The sequence below is a fragment of the Exiguobacterium sp. Leaf196 genome (genome assembly GCF_001423965.1).
Taxonomy (GTDB): Bacteria; Bacillota; Bacilli; order Exiguobacteriales; family Exiguobacteriaceae; genus Exiguobacterium_A.
In genome coordinates, this window is record NZ_LMPV01000010.1 from 24,087 (window position 1) to 39,714 (window position 15,628).

Consider the following 15,628-nt stretch of genomic DNA (forward strand, 5'->3'; position numbering starts at 1 on the left):
TTTAGTATTTATTAGAGAGAGGTGAGGGAACACGATGGAACGACAAGACGTACCCGCTTGGGTACTGGCACTCGAACAGGAGCATCTCGAGTTCATCCGAAAGTTCGTCTTGAGCTCCGGTTCGTTGAAGGACATGGCAACGGCCTATCAAGTATCCTATCCGACCGTCCGGGCGAAGTTGAACCAGTTGATCGAGCGGATTGATTCGGTGCAGCAGGAAGATGTCGAATTCATCAACATGATCAAGAACTTGGTCTTAGATGAACGGTTGAGTCTCGATGTGGCGAAGACGATCATCGATTCCTACCGCAAGGGTCAAGCGAAAGAATAAACCAAAAAACGAGATTCCCGCTTGACGGAAATCTCGTTTTTTTATTGTTTATCGTTCTTTTTATCCTGTTCCTTCTTGATCATCTTCTTTGCTGCTGCACGGAAGCGGAAGATCAAGTAGAGACGGTAGAAGTCGATTGCGGCGAACAACGTCAGCAGGATCGTCCAGAAGTTGAAGACCGTTCCCGCCTCGACTGAGTTATTGTAGGCAAGGAACATGAAGAGAATACCGAATATGGCATAGAACACTGCCATGAAGTTCGAGCTTTGACGCATGAAAACACGACCTTTCGTAAATTAAGACATCGCGTAGATGGCGAGTACGACGATTCCGTTGTTAAAAACATGGATGGCGATCGGAGCAAGGATCCGGCGCGTCTTGACGAAGACGAGCGAGAAGACGAAACTCATCGCGACATAGATTAAAAATTTGTTGTCTTGGTGAATCAGTCCGAACAAGGCACCCGTCAAGATGAAGCTGAAGAAGAAACCAAGCTTCGATGAGAGATTGCCGAACATGATATGCCGGAACAAGAACTCTTCCATGATCGGTCCAAGCAAGACGACCATGACTTGCAGGAGCGGGATGACTTGAATCGCTTGAATGATTTGATCCGTATTTTGCGATTTCGCGACATTTTCGATCCCGCCTGCCATCCAGGCATCGATCAAATTGACGCTGATCAAGAGTGCATACAAAAGCGCAATCCCGATCCCGATCCATTTTAGTGTATCCATCGGATCGGTTTGACGTCCTTCTGCCTTCCATTTCTGCCAATCAGGACGCAGACAGTAGTAGGAGACGATGACGGCGACCGTGAAGCCGATCGCGAGCCACCAACCGGCGACGTCAGCAATGACGTTCTTCGGAAGGAAATACTGGAACGAACCCGGAACCAATTGGACGATCAAATAGATGATGATCGGGATGACGTGACGCTTTTGCCACTTCTCCGCCATCAGAAAAGGCAGACTGATTGGATTTTTCATCGTACAGGACACAACTCCTTTGTAATGAAGGTACTGTCCCGATTGTAACAAACAAACGGTCTTGGCGCACGATTGACGATGATTCAAAGGTGTCGATTTCGGGAAAACGGATAAAGGTTCAGGCTTGAATTCAGGAGAGAAAGCGTATAAGATAAAAATATGTTAGCACTCAACGAAAGTGAGTGCTAAAAACAATCATTTTCAAGGAGGATGTTTCGCATGTTAAAACCACTTGGTGATCGCATCGTGATCGAAGTCGTTAAAAAAGAAGAAACAACACTCGGAGGAATCGTTCTTCCTGGGTCAGCGAAAGAAAAACCACAAGAGGGTAAAGTCGTCGCTGTCGGTACTGGCCGTGTGACAGAGCAAGGCGTACGTGTACCACTTGAAGTGAGTGTCGGAGATCACGTCATCTATGCACAATATGCCGGTTCGGAAGTCAAAGTCGACGGCAATGAATACTTAATTTTACGCGAAAGCGATATTTTGGCAGTAGCCGAGTAATTCAGTCAATCATCTATAAGGGGGATTTCAGTCATGGCAAAAGAGATTTTATTCAGTGAAGAAGCACGTCGGGCAATGCTCCGCGGGGTCGACGCATTAGCGGATGCAGTCAAAGTCACGATCGGACCAAAAGGACGCAACGTCGTCCTCGAGCGAAAGTTCGGTTCACCACTCATCACGAATGATGGCGTGACGATCGCGAAAGAAATCGAACTCGAAGATCACTTCGAGAACATGGGTGCAAAACTCGTCGCAGAAGTTGCCTCAAAAACGAATGAAATCGCAGGGGATGGTACGACAACAGCGACAGTCCTCGCACAAGCGATGATTCGGGAAGGTCTCAAAAACGTCACAGCGGGCGCAAACCCGATGGTCATCCGTAAAGGAATCGAAAAAGCAGTCCGTCGTGCTGTCGAAGAGTTGCACACGATTGCAAAACCAATTGAAGGTAAAGAAGCGATCGCCCAAGTCGCAGCGATCTCAGCAGCGGACGAAGAAGTTGGTCAATTGATCGCAGAAGCAATGGAACGTGTCGGTCAAGATGGTGTCATCACGATCGAAGAATCACGTGGCTTCACGACAGAACTCGACGTCGTTGAAGGAATGCAGTTCGACCGTGGTTACGCGTCACCATACATGATCACGGATTCAGACAAGATGGAAGCGGTCCTTGAAAACCCGTACATCCTTGTCACGGACAAAAAAATCTCGAACATCCAAGAGATTCTTCCAGTCCTCGAGCAAGTCGTTCAGCAAAACAAACCACTCCTCATCATCGCAGAAGACGTCGAAGGCGAAGCACTTGCGACCCTCGTCGTCAATAAACTCCGTGGTACGTTCAACGCGGTAGCAGTCAAAGCACCAGGCTTTGGTGATCGCCGGAAAGCGATGCTTGAGGACATCTCGATCGTCACAGGCGCAGAGTTGATCACAGAAGACCTCGGTCTTGATCTGAAAGAAACACAAATCACGCAACTCGGTCGTGCGTCGAAGGTCGTCGTCTCAAAAGACAACACGACGATCGTCGAAGGACATGGACACGGAGATTCGATCGAAGCACGCGTCGGTACGATCCGTGCACAAATCGAAGAGACGACAAGCGACTTCGATCGCGAGAAATTACAAGAGCGTCTGGCGAAACTCGCAGGTGGCGTAGCGGTCGTCAAAGTCGGAGCAGCAACCGAGACTGAGCTCAAAGAACGTAAGCTCCGGATTGAAGATGCACTCAACGCGACACGCGCAGCAGTCGAAGAAGGCATCGTAGCAGGTGGGGGAACAGCTCTCATTCACGTCACGAAAGCTGTCGAATCGATTCTGTCGGTCTCAACAGGCGATGAAGCAACAGGTGTCAACATCGTTCTTCGTGCACTTGAAGCACCACTTCGTCAAATTGCGGAAAACGCAGGTCAAGAAGGCTCAGTCATCGTCGAGCGTCTCAAGCATGAAGCACCAGGAATGGGCTACAATGCGGCGACAGACGAGTATGTCGACATGATCGAGACAGGAATCGTCGACCCAGCGAAGGTAACGCGTTCAGCACTTCAAAACGCGGCGTCCGTTTCAGCGATGTTCTTGACGACGGAAGCTGTCATCGCCGATAAACCAGAACCAGCTGGATCTGCTCCTGCAATGCCTGATATGGGCGGCATGGGTGGAATGGGCGGAATGATGTAAGGCATTTCATCTCTAAGTACCGAATCCTAGTAAATAGGGTTTGGTACTTTTTTATACTTCATACTTTCAGAATGATTTGAATAATTATTCTTTTATTTGTAATATTATACTTAATGTTTAAGCGATATACATATATAGAATTAACTAGAAGTGAATGAGGGGAGATTTAACATTTAATCGTCGCCTTACGTTCATAGATCAAAAGAGAGATAGGTGTCATCAAATGAATGAAATTTTAAAAGGTATAATAACGTCCGGGACGCTCATTATCGCTATTGGAGCACAAAATGCATTCGTTTTAAAACAAGGCTTATTAAAAAATAATATTTTCTGGGTAGCCTTGGTGTGTTTCTTATGTGATGTGTTACTGATGTGCACGGGCGTATTAGGGGTCGGTACTGTTATTAAAAACAATACGTTTGCGAATGTTGGTCTTGCGATTGTCGGAGGACTATTTCTGCTATTATACGGATTCAAATCTTTTCGAAGTGCGTTTTCATCGTCAAGTGCAATCGATATTTCAACCGATGTTAAAATCATTCCCATTCATAAAACAATTTTAGTTACATTAGCAATTACACTTTTAAATCCACATGTATACCTAGATACGGTCGTTGTCATCGGTGGTATAGCTGGGACTTTGACATTTGATCAAAAAGTCAATTTCTTAATTGGAGCCTTAATTGCCTCGTTTGTCTGGTTTTTTGGCTTAGGGTATGGATCGAGATGGCTCATTCCTGTATTTAAACAACCAAAAGCGTGGAAAGTATTAGATTTTGGAATAGGATGCTTAATGTTCTGGCTATCGTATCAATTGATTCAGTTTGCTTTAGAAAAAAGTTAAAAAGATCTTTAAAGGACTAAGGAGCAACTGCAAAATATGAAGGACGATGAGATTTTATATTTAGTTGAGCAGATGTCTGAGGAAAAGTACTTCTATCAGGAAGAATCGAAGTGCTATACGAACGAAGGCTCACCATCAGACACCGCTTATGAAAAAGTTCGTCATTTTAGGGACGCGAATATGCTTCCGAGATTGAACACGTTACTCGACAAAGTGAAACAAGCAGAACAAAAACAACATCTTTATTTTATGATTGGAACGATTGGTGAGAATTCGGGAGATGTTCGTGCAGGGATGTTATTGCTTGAGAAACTGGAGCAAGAAACAAAGCCGAGTCTTCTCGAAAGTATCTTAGAAGAAATAGCAAAACAACGATGCATTCATAATACAGAACGAATTGTAAAATACATAGACGATTCTCGGTCGTCTGTTCGAGAGGCTGCGATTCAAGCATTGCGAGTCTGTCGAGATGAGATAGCAGAGGATGCATTAATTCGTTTGATTACGACATCAAATAACTCTTTTGATATCATGAGTGCTAATTTTGTTTTAGCCACGATTGGAACAGAGCGAGCAATTTCTTATTTGATTCCTTTGTTGGACCATTCGCGAGGAGACGTTAGGCATTCGGCTTTAGCTGCACTGAGTGAACTTGGAAATGGATTAGATCTTTCAATATTTTTGCATGGACTAAAAGATCGATCTAGCAATGTGAGAGAGTATGCGTTAGTCGCAATCGAGCGACATGGTGATGAAGTAGCGATTGAACCGGTAATCAAACGTTTACAAATATTATTGAAGCGAAAGCGACAGATACAGACAGATGAAGTCATAATCGCTCTTCGATTTTTATATCGATACCAGCATTCCTCTCAGGCGATTCCTAAATTATTTCATTGGATCATTCAAACAAAAAGAGAACTTTTGTTTGACGAAGAATGGCAATGGATCGAAGACCATTTTACTTTCTACTGATGGGCTCGAGGGTAGGTGGAGATAACGATCAATAAACAAGCCTGACTTCTCACTAGACGTGAAGAAGGTCAGGCTTGTTTATTTTAAGAAAATTAGATGCTCTTTAATTACTCCAGTTCATTCTCCTCAATAATCTTATCCGACAGCTTTAACTGCTTACTCACATCCTTCACTTGATTTCGACAGAACTTCAGCTCGACCTTTTTCTCAGTCGATACATCATAACAAGTGCCTTCGCCTGATGCTTTCGTCAAATCCGCTTCATAGTAATAGTCCTTGTAGCGGAACGAACCATCACGGAAGCCCGTCAGATTCGGTTTGTCGTCGATGAGGGATTGCCCCATCATATAGGACGTTTTGAGGTTTAATAGATCAATGATCGTTGGTGCGATATCAATCTGTCCGCCATTCTCTCTCATGACCCGACCGGTTTGCTGGTCGGGTTTTTTGATGAAGAGCGGGATGCGGCGCTCGAGTTCAAAGGCAGCAACGGGAGACGATACATCCGCCTTTTTGCGCATCTCACTGCCTTCATTGACGAGTCCACTATCGTGATCGCCATAAAAGATGACGAGCGACTGATCCCAAAGATCCCGTTGTTTCAACTCATCAATCATCTTTCCGACACCGGTGTCGACGTAATGGACGGTCTGGTAATACCGTTTCAACATTGGATCCTCATATCCGGACAGATCAAGCGTCTGATCTTCCTTGTCGATTTCATACGGTGTATGACTCGTCAACGCGACTAAAAACGAGAAGAACGGTTCTTGCAGCGTCTCCATGTGATCAATCGATTCGAGGAAGAACTGCTGATCGTTCAGCGCCATGCCGATCTTTTTTTCTTTTGAATAATCATTTTGGCTGAAGAAGTGCTTAAAACCGATGTTCTTGTAAACATCGTCACGATTCCAGAAACCTTTTTCGTAAGCGTGCATTGCTGCCGTATCGTATCCGTTCTTCTCAAGTAACGCAGGTAGCGGCTCAAATTCATTCGTCGGATATTGCGTATAAACGGAACCTGATTTCAACGGGTAAAGCGATGTGTTCGTGATGAACTCAGCGTCCGAAGTTCGTCCTTCATGTGTCTGGTGGTAAAACGACGAGAAGTAGAGCGATTCCTTCTTCAACTGATTCAGGTTCGGCGTTACTTCTTCGCCATTAATGGTCTGGTCGATGACAGAAGCCTGGAACGACTCGAGTTGCACCAAAATGATGTTCGGTGTCTTTTTCGCACCGGTTGGATTCGTCTGCTCCTTTTGGTTGATGCGCTGTTGTTCCTGAGCCGTCAATCCGTCGCTCGGTCGCCCGGTCACGCCTTTGAAAGCGTCCCACCCGTGATAACCCCAAAAGCCGAACAGGTAGTAGTCACGCATATCGGAGATTGTTGCCGTCGGTTGACGATCTTCCGTTAGCGTCCGGTACGTCAGCAGCGAGGCAGACAAAATAATGCCACTGACTGCAAGAAGTCCAGCTGTCCGGCGTCGTGTTTGCGCTGTCGTTACTTCCGGTCGTTTGCGGAAGACAAAGAGCAGTACCATGAAAATCAAACTATCAGCGAACAAGAGGAAGTCTTGCGGTACGATCAAGGCAGTGAAGCCGCTACTGACGTCACTCATCTGCGTCATCTGTGAGAGGAGCGAGACGGAGAGGAAGTCCTCGAAGTAACGGTAGTACCACATGTCGGAAGCCAGCAGAAAACTGTGCGCCAGCAGTAGACCGAGCCAGACCCAGCGGCGTTTATTCCACGGAATCAGTAACGTCCAGCTCGATAGGATCAGCATGCCAGCAAGATTCATCAGTGTTAAATGAAGCGAAAGGTCGGTTTTTGTAAAATAACTAAATAGCATGAACTTCAGCATGCCAAGTAACAGATAAAGGGTGTAGCGAATCGCCATGGTCAGTACTCCTTACGTGTGTCGTCAATCGGTCTTTACCCTAAACGGCAAATCGAGGAACGCATAGATGTGGGAAGTATACAATCTGAAGGTGAAATGGCGATTGTTTCTGAATCAGGCAAAAATAGAACTATTACCAAGACAGGAAGTCATGTTCGCTCGTTTCATGAATTAATCGAGGAATTGGTTTGAATTTCCTCTTGAATTCAAACAATTGACGTTAATTTGCGCGGAAAGCGGGAATAGAAAGCGTGTACGTCCATCGTCCGTCACTGTCTTTTAAAAAAGGAGCGAAGTCATGTCAAACGTGAAACTAGCGGTCATCTATTACAGCGCAACCGGAACGAACCATCAACTTGCCTCATGGGCAAAAGAAGCGGGAGAAGCAGCAGGGGCGGAAGTCCGTCTTGCGAAAATCAAGGAGACAGCCCCAGCAGAAGCGATCGCTTCGAACCCATTGTGGCAAAAGCATGCGGAAGCCACACGTGATATCGAAGAAGCGACACCGGATCTACTCGACTGGGCAGATGCGATTATCTTTAGCGTCCCGACACGTTACGGTCATGTCCCAGGACAATTCCAACAGTTCCTCGACACGACAGGCGGACTGTGGGCACAAGGCAAACTCGTCAATAAAGTCGTCAGTGCGATGTCGTCGGCACAGAATCCGCATGGCGGTCAGGAAGCGACTGTTCTCGCAGTTTATACGACGATGTTCCACTGGGGTGCAATCGTTGCGGCACCAGGTTATTCGGATCCTGTCTTGTTCGCAGCGGGCGGAAATCCATATGGTACATCGGTCACTGTCGACCAAGACGGTAACATGGTTGAATCAGTCGAACCAGCCGTGCGCCATCAAGCGAAACGGACGGTTGAAGTGGCAAGCCGTCTTAACTCATAACATTACCTAATTCAAAAAGCGCCGGAATGCTGATTCGCATTCTGGCGCTTTTTCGTATGCATCATGTATGTTGTGTCAACGGAAGTTCGACTGTGAACGTCGAGCCTTGTCCTTCGATCGACTCGACATGGATTTCTCCATCATGTCCACGCGCAATTTCGCGACAGATCGAGAGCCCAAGACCAGTACCGCCGATTTGACGGGTGTCCGAATTGTCAACACGATAGAATTTTTGGAACAGGTTACTCATCGCAGAAGCTGGGATCCCGATACCCTCATCTTGAATCGCGACCGTGACCCGTGACGCGTGTCGCGTCAGTTGAATATCGATCGTTCCACCAGCTGGTGAGTATTTGATCGCATTGTTGATCAGGTTACTGAATAATTGGCGAATCTTCTTCGCATCCCCTTCGACGATCAATGGTTCGACGTTTCGGAATATTTCAATCGCGTGGGAAGAAGACGACAGACTATGCAACTGTTTCAAATCCCGAATCATCGCGACGATATCGAACGGTGCCATCTCATATTCCTGACGGTTTGCTTCCATCCGTTGCAAGTCGAGGAAGTCATTGATCAACAGCGACAGGCGTTCTGTTTCCGAATGGACCGCTTCGAGATACTTCTTCTGTCGCTTCGGTGGCAGGTCCCGCTGAATCATCAGCTCAGTAAAGCCATAGATCGACGAGAGTGGTGTCCGTAGTTCGTGTGAGATCGTCGAGACGAGTTCGTTTTTGATCCGGTCAATCTCGACTTCATTCGTCACGTCACGTAAGACGAGTAGAATCCCGCGGAACTGTCCACCATAATGAATGCTCTCGGAGTACGTCTTGATGAAGCGTCGCTCTTGATCGATCGAGAAGGTGGTTCCTTCACCGATTTCTCGTTTCACGAACGTCTTTTTCAAGTAACGTTCGAATTCCGGTAGTTGGTCGACGCGATGCTTGAGTTGAACGACAGACGGAGTGATGTTCATCAGCCCATTCTCATCGAGACTGTCATCAACCGGATGGTCAAACAGATCGAGCAATGGTCGGTTGATTAACTGAATGTTGCCGTCGGGCTCGATATACACGATCGATTCACGGATCGAGTTCAACAGTCGCGCTGTTTTTTCCCGTTCGCGTTCAATCTCGTCGAACGTCCGCATCCGTAGGAGTGACAACGCTAGCTGACGCGCGAAGGCAGCGAGTTCTTCCTGCTCGTAACGATCAAACCGATCCTGATTACGGGACAAGAAGATATAGGCGATGATCTCATTTTGACTCGGATCAAGAACCGGTGTGACAGCGCGCGCGACTTCATCTTTGAACTGCGTATGCGGTCGTTTGTCTTGTCGCGACTCACGTAATAACGGCTCAATCGTTGGCATCCAATCTTCGACTGTGAGCGGTGTCTGCGGATAAAAGACGATATCGATCACTTTCGTACCATCTTTGAAAATCAAGGCACCTTGCGTCGCATTCGTGATTTCAACCATCTTTTGAATGACGGCAGGATAGGCACTGATGCTATCACGCGACGCAAGTGTCTCCGTCAATTGATTACGTAGCCGTAAATGGGACTCGTTCCGTTGCGTCAGTTTCAACGCATCTTCGAGATTAACGTTCGTCGACATCAATTGGTGTTTGTTTTCAATCAAGGCTGTCGCCATCTGATGGAACGATTTACTCAATTCACCGATCTCGTCAGCACGGTTCAGCGGAATCAACGGTAACGTATGCTCACCACTTGCAAGGAGCTTGCTCTCCTTGCTGAGAAGGTGGATTTGTCGCGTCGTCCGTTCGATGAACGGGCGGACGATCAGCAAGATGACGAGGAACAACACGATCAGGTTGACGAGCCAAATCCACTCAGCGTACTTCGTCTGCGTGACAAGCTGTTCTTTTGCACCGAGTTCTTTCGCGCGGAGACTACTCCGGTAGTTCGTGAACGTACTCTCCATCGTGTTGACACTTTTACGCATCGTTTCACTGTTCGAGGCATTCATCTTGAACTTCCGATTCGGGTCCCGAGGTACTTGTGGCATCATCGCTTTTAGACTCGGCATCTGCAGGAAACGCTCGTCAATCATGCCCGATTGCTTTGCTTGGACGTATTTAATCAAGCTGGGCATGACGAAATTTGTATAAGAATTATAGAGCGACCGGATATCAGACGCATAGATTTGATCCGCTTTGTATAAGCGATTCTTTTCAAACCAAGCCGTCTGTTGTTCGAGTGATGCCTTCTTTTCATCAATCACGTCGAGCACGGCGTCATCTCCGAAGACGATATAGCCCCGCATCTCGTATTGAAGGGACTGCCAATCGTCCCAGAGTTTCGTCGCCCGATCTTCGCGCATGCTGATCGCATCGAGCTCTTGTTTGGCATCCATGACTTGGTGGTTCGTATAAAAATAAGCAGCCAAAGAGGAGACGGATAAGGTAATAAGAATGAGATAAAATGACGACATGATCTGTCGACTGATCTTTTGATTGAACCATTTTCGCATATGGATTATGGATGCTCCTTTGTATATGTGAGTCGAGGGTCGATTAGATGTATTACATTGGAATATTTGTTACCGTAATCGTACATTTTTTAGACGGATAAATATAGTCATAATGTATAAAATATCTTCAAAATAAGAGATTCACGTTCACAAGAAAATAAAGAACGACAAAAAAGCAGGACGAGAGCCTAGTCTCATCCTGCTTCGATACCTATTAATGATGTTCAACGACAATCTTTCCAATCGTTTTTCCACTTTCGACGAGACGGTGTGCTTCTTTTAGATTGTCGGCGTTCATGCCGATCAATGTCTGTGTCACCGTCGTCTCGAGCGTATGCTCTTCGATCCATGCTGCGACTTGCGTCAGAATCTCATGTTGGCGAATCATATCATCTGTCGTAAACAGCGGGCGCGTGAACATGAATTCCCAGACGAACGTCGCACTCTTTTGTTGGAGCGCACTTAAATCGAGTTTTTGATTCGTCTCGACGATGCTACAGATTTTCCCTTGCGGTGCGATCACATCGACCATCGTCTCGAAATGTTGGTCCGTCGCATTGAGACAGAAGATATAGTCAACGTATTTGTAACCGAGGGCTTCGAGCTGAGGACGGAATGCGTCGTGGTGATTGATCGTATGATGCGCACCGTGTTCCTTCGCCCAATCAATCGTCTCGTCGCGTGACGCGGTACCGATGACCGTCAATCCAGCGTGATTCGCAAGTTGTGTCGCAATCGAACCGACACCGCCAGCGGCTCCGATGATGAGGATTGTCTTCTTAAGATTCGACTTAGCATCAAACGTCAATCCGAGACGATCGGTCAATGCTTCATAGGCTGTCAGCGTCGTCAACGGGAGAGCAGCCGCTTCACTGAACGTCAACCGTTCCGGTTTTTTAGCGACAATTCGTTCATCGACGAGTTGGAAGTCGCTGTTTGATCCAGGGCGCTGAATTGCACCAGCGTAATACACTTCATCACCGACTTGGAAGAGGGAGGCATCATCGCCGACTTCAACGACGACTCCCGCTGCATCATAACCGATGACCCTCGGGGCGTCTTCGTCTTTCCCGTGGGCACGGACTTTCGTATCGACTGGGTTGACGGAGACAGCTTTGATCTCAACTAAGAGATCGTGTCCTGTTGCTTCTGGTCGTGGTAGTTCCAGATCAATCAGACTATCTTGTTCCGTTAAAGGTAAGTGTCGGTGGAAACCGACAGCGGACATATTCGACATCAACAATCATCCTTTCCAGATAGGAATCGTTTCTCTCCATCTGTTCCACGCCCGCTCGGTCTTAAAACCAGTTGCGAAACTTTGAAAACGGATTCCCCTTCTGTCATCAACGGAAGAATGCTGGATAGATATGGTAGCATATGAGAGTAGCTATCCATTTTCGAGAAGGAGCGATTTTGTATGTATGACGTCATCTCTCTACCGGCAGGAACGACTCAAGTCACGATTGAACGTTACCTCGTCCATGCTCATCCGCACCCCCGTCCGTATCGACCCGCGCGTTTGATTGCCTTACGTCAAAGTGGTGGCGTCATGCATCGACTGTATCGCACGGAGCGGGAAATCGTGCTCTCTCCGCACGAGGCACTCGCCCCACAAGTCCAGCGCCTCTCGTTCTCGCAACAGGAGCGTGTCCTTGCGTATATCGAAGAACGTCGCGCAAGCTTTGGTTTTGATGAAGGGGAGGAATACAAATTTTACTTACTCGAAGTAGCATATGAACTTCGTCACTTACCACGAACGGATCGACCGATTCGGGCACATACGTACTATCAACTGGATGAGCTGTTGTCGGGTCGACCGCTCGTCTTGCGAGCTAGAAGTTAAGAACGCTCCACATGAGATAAAAAAACAGTCCGCCTTTCCTTACGTTCATCGCGAGGAGGGCGGACTGTTTATTAAAGTGCTGGCGTTGGCGTCGGTGTGACACCGGTCTTCGCATAAGTTTGATCGATTGCAGTCCGAATTTCCTTGACGGAGCTACCTTTTTGATAAGCGACGATCGACTGTGCCGCGATATCGAGACACGTACCACACGTAATGCCGTGCGTCGTCCAGGTCGTTGACGTAGCGTTCTGTTCTTCGATGAAGCAGTCATAGTTGCTCGTATGACCCGCAGATTCACCACAACCGCAATAACATGGCATTTTCTTCAATAAATCGGAATGTTTAGCGACGGAGCGATAGATTGTTTGAATCGATTGATCCTGCTCATCGAGAAAAGCAGGTAACGTGTCCGGTCCCGCGGTCTTCTCGAGTTGATCATCGGCACCGTGACTGGCATGGTCAGCGTGATCTTCGTGATTCGTGTGTTCTGTTTTTGGAGTATCCGTCTGTTCAGCCGTCCCGCATGCAGCGAGCAACAGGCTGAGACTAAGTGGAAGTCCAAAACGATACAGTCGTCTTTGCATAGTCGGCCTCTCTTTCATTGTCTTACCTTCATTATAAGGAAAGTAAAACGATGAAAGCATGACGATTTATTGACGCTTATTTCGTGAGTGCTTGTGTGATCGTCTTGATGTTCGCTTGCATCATACTGTAGTACGTGTCGCCGTCTTTACCCGGTGCCCCGAGCGAGTCGGTGAAAAGTGTACCAGCGATCGGAACGCCGGTCTCACGAGAGACAGTCTCCATACTCCGCCGGTCGACGCTTGTTTCGACGAATAGGACAGGGATGTCTTGCTCCTTGATCGTATCGACGATCCGGCGGACTTGTGCCGGCGTTCCTTGATTATCCGAGTTGATCTCCCAAATATAATCCGCTTTGACGTCATAGGCAGTTCCGAAGTATTTGAAGGCACCTTCACTCGTGACGAGGTGACGTTCTGCTTTCGGAATGTCGGCAAACTGCTTTTTCGCTTCCTGATCAAGCGTCTGCAGTTGTTTGATGTAAGCCTCGGCATTTTTCTCGTAGTCCGCTTTGTGCTTCGGATCTTCCTTGATCAATGCCTGCTTGACGTTTTCGACGTATTGAATGCCGTTACTCACATCGAGCCACGCGTGCGGATCGGTTTCTGATTCCTTGCCTTTCGTCGTCAGGTACTTTGGTTCGACGCCTTGACTTAAACGATAGACTGGCGCGTCAGACGCGTCTTTGCCAGTCGTTGCCCGAAGTTTGTCGAACCAAGCACCGCCGGCTTCAAGATTCAGACCGTTATAGAAAACGACATCCGCATCCGCCATCGCTTGTACGTCTGCCGGAAGTGGATCATACTCATGCGGATTTGCCCCAATCTTAACCATGCTGTGAACATCAACGTGTTCACGACCAACTTCGCGGGCGAGATCAGCGAGAATTGAATACGTCGCAACGACCTTCAGCTTTCCGTTATCTTCTGCTGGTGTCGAACAAGCAGCAAGCAAGACTGTGCTGAGGAGGACGAACAGGAAAAATTTTAATTTCATACCGTAGACTCCTTTCGTTTCCGGTGACGCATCAGACCGTGACGTGGTGAAAAGATGAAGACGAGTGCGAACAGCGTCGTCGCGACGAGGACGATCGATGCACCAGAGGATAAATTGTAGGTGAAGCTGAAATACAGTCCGACGATGGCGGACAGCGTACCGAAGCCTGCTGCTAGGAACAGCATCCGCGAGAGACGGTTCGTCAGTAAATACGCTGTCGCAGCTGGTGTGATCAGCATCGCAACGACGAGGATGATGCCGACCGTCTGAAGGGAAGCGACGGTGACGAGTGTCAGCAATGTCATCAATCCATAGTGAATCCAGCGTGTCGATAGTCCATAGGCTTGCGCCATTGTCGGGTCAAAGGAACTGATCAGCAACTCTTTGTAGAACAAGAAGATTCCCCCGAGGACGATCAATCCGATGATGACGGTCATCCACATATCGCTCGGACGGACCGCGAGGACGTTGCCGAACAAAATGTGATAGAGATCGCTACTGCTGCGCAAGAACGAAATCAAGATGATCCCGAGGGCGAAGGCGGACGTGAAGAGGATGCCGATCGCTGTGTCGTTCTTGATGCGACTGTTTTGGCTGACGAAGCCGATTCCAATTGCCGTCACGAGACCTGTGACGATGGCACCGATCAAGAAGTTGATCCCGAGTAGATAAGAAATCGCGACACCAGGTAAAACGGCGTGCGAGATCGCATCACCCATTAACGACATCCCGCGTAAGATGATGAAACAGCCGATCACGCCGCAGATGATGCCGACCATGACGGCGGTGATCATCGCTTTTTGTAAGAACTCATACTGAAATAATGCCTCGATGAACGTCATCCTTGTCCCTCCTTACGTCGTTCGAATAGCGGTAAGCCATACGCTGGTTCGAGCCACTCCGGCGTCAAGATATCAGACGGAGGACCGACAGCGATTAGTCGTTTGTTCAACAGCATCAACGTGTCGAAATAGTCCTCTGCTTTATGCAGATCATGGTGGACGACGACAATCGTCCGCCCTTCGGCTCGGAGTGTCCGTAAGAGTTCGATGATCATCTGCTCACTGGCGACATCGATACCGACGAACGGTTCGTCCAGCAACAGTAGTTCTGCTTCTTGGGCAAGGGCACGCGCCAGAAAGACCCGTTGTTGTTGTCCGCCTGACAGTTCACCGATTTGCCGTTCGGCATGATCGGACATACCGACGCGTTCGAGACATTCCATGGCGAACGCTTTTTGTGCTTTCGATGGTCGTTTGAATAAGCCGAGCTTCGGATAACAGCCCATCAACACGACATCCTGCACACGAACCGGGAAGTCCCAATCAATTGCACTTCGTTGCGGGACGTATGCGACACGTGACCGGACAGCTTCGATTGGTTGATCGAGTACGCGTAACTGCTCGATCCGAGCCGGGATCAGACCGAGGATGGCTTTTAAGAAAGTGGATTTACCGGCACCATTCGGTCCGATGATACCAATCAGCGAAGCGACCGGAAGACGGACGGATACATCGGCGAGTGCATGGGTATCAAAATAGGAGACCGTGAGACGGTTAACATCAAGGGCGTACATGAATGCTCACTCCTTTGGTTT

Annotated in this window: 16 protein-coding genes; 7 read left to right on the top strand and 9 right to left on the bottom strand. The window is 47.9% G+C overall.

Features of this window, described 5'->3' with window-relative positions:
- Positions 1–34: 34 nt before the first annotated feature.
- Positions 35–331: a DUF2089 family protein gene (locus tag ASG02_RS12990; protein WP_035410791.1), complete on the top strand. Its 297-nt coding sequence runs from the start codon at positions 35–37 to the stop codon at positions 329–331.
- A gap of 41 nt (positions 332–372) precedes the next feature.
- On the opposite strand, the gene ASG02_RS12995 is transcribed toward ASG02_RS12990, so the two are convergent.
- Both ASG02_RS12995 and ASG02_RS13000 read right to left on the bottom strand, forming a co-directional pair.
- The gene (locus ASG02_RS12995) at positions 373–606 is read right to left on the bottom strand and encodes a DUF4305 domain-containing protein (RefSeq protein ID WP_023469589.1); all 234 of its coding nucleotides are present in this window, start codon (positions 604–606) and stop codon (positions 373–375) included.
- 21 nt (positions 607–627) lie between these two features.
- The gene (locus ASG02_RS13000) at positions 628–1,320 is read right to left on the bottom strand and encodes a CPBP family intramembrane glutamic endopeptidase (protein WP_035410790.1); all 693 of its coding nucleotides are present in this window, start codon (positions 1,318–1,320) and stop codon (positions 628–630) included.
- A 219-nt stretch (positions 1,321–1,539) separates the two neighbouring features.
- Here ASG02_RS13000 and groES point away from each other — a divergent pair, with 219 nt between their 5' ends.
- From groES to ASG02_RS13020, 4 genes are all read left to right on the top strand, one after another.
- On the top strand, positions 1,540–1,824 hold the full coding sequence (groES, locus tag ASG02_RS13005) for a co-chaperone GroES (RefSeq protein ID WP_023469587.1): 285 nt from the start codon (positions 1,540–1,542) through the stop codon (positions 1,822–1,824).
- 33 nt (positions 1,825–1,857) lie between these two features.
- Positions 1,858–3,498 (top strand): chaperonin GroEL, encoded by a 1,641-nt coding sequence (gene groL / locus ASG02_RS13010; RefSeq protein WP_029342811.1) that lies wholly within the window; start codon positions 1,858–1,860, stop codon positions 3,496–3,498.
- Positions 3,499–3,721: 223 nt separating this feature from the next.
- Entirely contained in the window at positions 3,722–4,342 is a 621-nt protein-coding gene (locus ASG02_RS13015; protein WP_056064114.1) for a LysE/ArgO family amino acid transporter, read from the top strand.
- Between the two features lie 36 nt (positions 4,343–4,378).
- Positions 4,379–5,317: a HEAT repeat domain-containing protein gene (locus ASG02_RS13020; RefSeq protein ID WP_056064116.1), complete on the top strand. Its 939-nt coding sequence runs from the start codon at positions 4,379–4,381 to the stop codon at positions 5,315–5,317.
- Positions 5,318–5,424: 107 nt separating this feature from the next.
- Here the strand turns inward: ASG02_RS13020 and ASG02_RS13025 are convergent, their stop codons facing one another.
- Complete coding sequence (locus ASG02_RS13025; protein ID WP_035410787.1) at positions 5,425–7,215, bottom strand: LTA synthase family protein; 1,791 nt, start codon at positions 7,213–7,215, stop codon at positions 5,425–5,427.
- Positions 7,216–7,513: 298 nt separating this feature from the next.
- Between ASG02_RS13025 and wrbA the strand changes: the two genes are divergently transcribed.
- Positions 7,514–8,116: an NAD(P)H:quinone oxidoreductase gene (gene wrbA, locus ASG02_RS13030; protein WP_035410786.1), complete on the top strand. Its 603-nt coding sequence runs from the start codon at positions 7,514–7,516 to the stop codon at positions 8,114–8,116.
- Positions 8,117–8,177: 61 nt separating this feature from the next.
- Here wrbA and ASG02_RS13035 read toward each other — a convergent pair whose 3' ends face one another.
- The gene (locus ASG02_RS13035) at positions 8,178–10,610 is read right to left on the bottom strand and encodes an ATP-binding protein (RefSeq protein WP_035410782.1); all 2,433 of its coding nucleotides are present in this window, start codon (positions 10,608–10,610) and stop codon (positions 8,178–8,180) included.
- Between the two features lie 214 nt (positions 10,611–10,824).
- A complete protein-coding gene (locus ASG02_RS13040; protein ID WP_035410780.1) occupies positions 10,825–11,847 on the bottom strand; it encodes a zinc-binding alcohol dehydrogenase family protein in 1,023 nt (340 codons plus the stop codon).
- A gap of 180 nt (positions 11,848–12,027) precedes the next feature.
- Between ASG02_RS13040 and ASG02_RS13045 the strand changes: the two genes are divergently transcribed.
- Positions 12,028–12,453: a hypothetical protein gene (locus ASG02_RS13045; protein ID WP_035410778.1), complete on the top strand. Its 426-nt coding sequence runs from the start codon at positions 12,028–12,030 to the stop codon at positions 12,451–12,453.
- Positions 12,454–12,524: 71 nt separating this feature from the next.
- Here the strand turns inward: ASG02_RS13045 and ASG02_RS13050 are convergent, their stop codons facing one another.
- The 4 genes from ASG02_RS13050 to ASG02_RS13065 form a co-directional block, all read right to left on the bottom strand.
- Entirely contained in the window at positions 12,525–13,037 is a 513-nt protein-coding gene (locus ASG02_RS13050) for a PCYCGC motif-containing (lipo)protein (protein ID WP_035410775.1), read from the bottom strand.
- A 76-nt stretch (positions 13,038–13,113) separates the two neighbouring features.
- Positions 13,114–14,031 (bottom strand): metal ABC transporter substrate-binding protein, encoded by a 918-nt coding sequence (locus ASG02_RS13055; protein ID WP_035410772.1) that lies wholly within the window; start codon positions 14,029–14,031, stop codon positions 13,114–13,116.
- Entirely contained in the window at positions 14,028–14,873 is an 846-nt protein-coding gene (locus ASG02_RS13060; RefSeq protein ID WP_035410769.1) for a metal ABC transporter permease, read from the bottom strand. Before ASG02_RS13060 ends, ASG02_RS13055 begins: the two co-directional genes overlap by 4 nt.
- Positions 14,870–15,607: a metal ABC transporter ATP-binding protein gene (locus tag ASG02_RS13065; RefSeq protein ID WP_035410766.1), complete on the bottom strand. Its 738-nt coding sequence runs from the start codon at positions 15,605–15,607 to the stop codon at positions 14,870–14,872. The genes ASG02_RS13060 and ASG02_RS13065 overlap by 4 nt, the downstream gene beginning before the upstream one ends.
- Positions 15,608–15,628 lie beyond the last annotated feature (21 nt).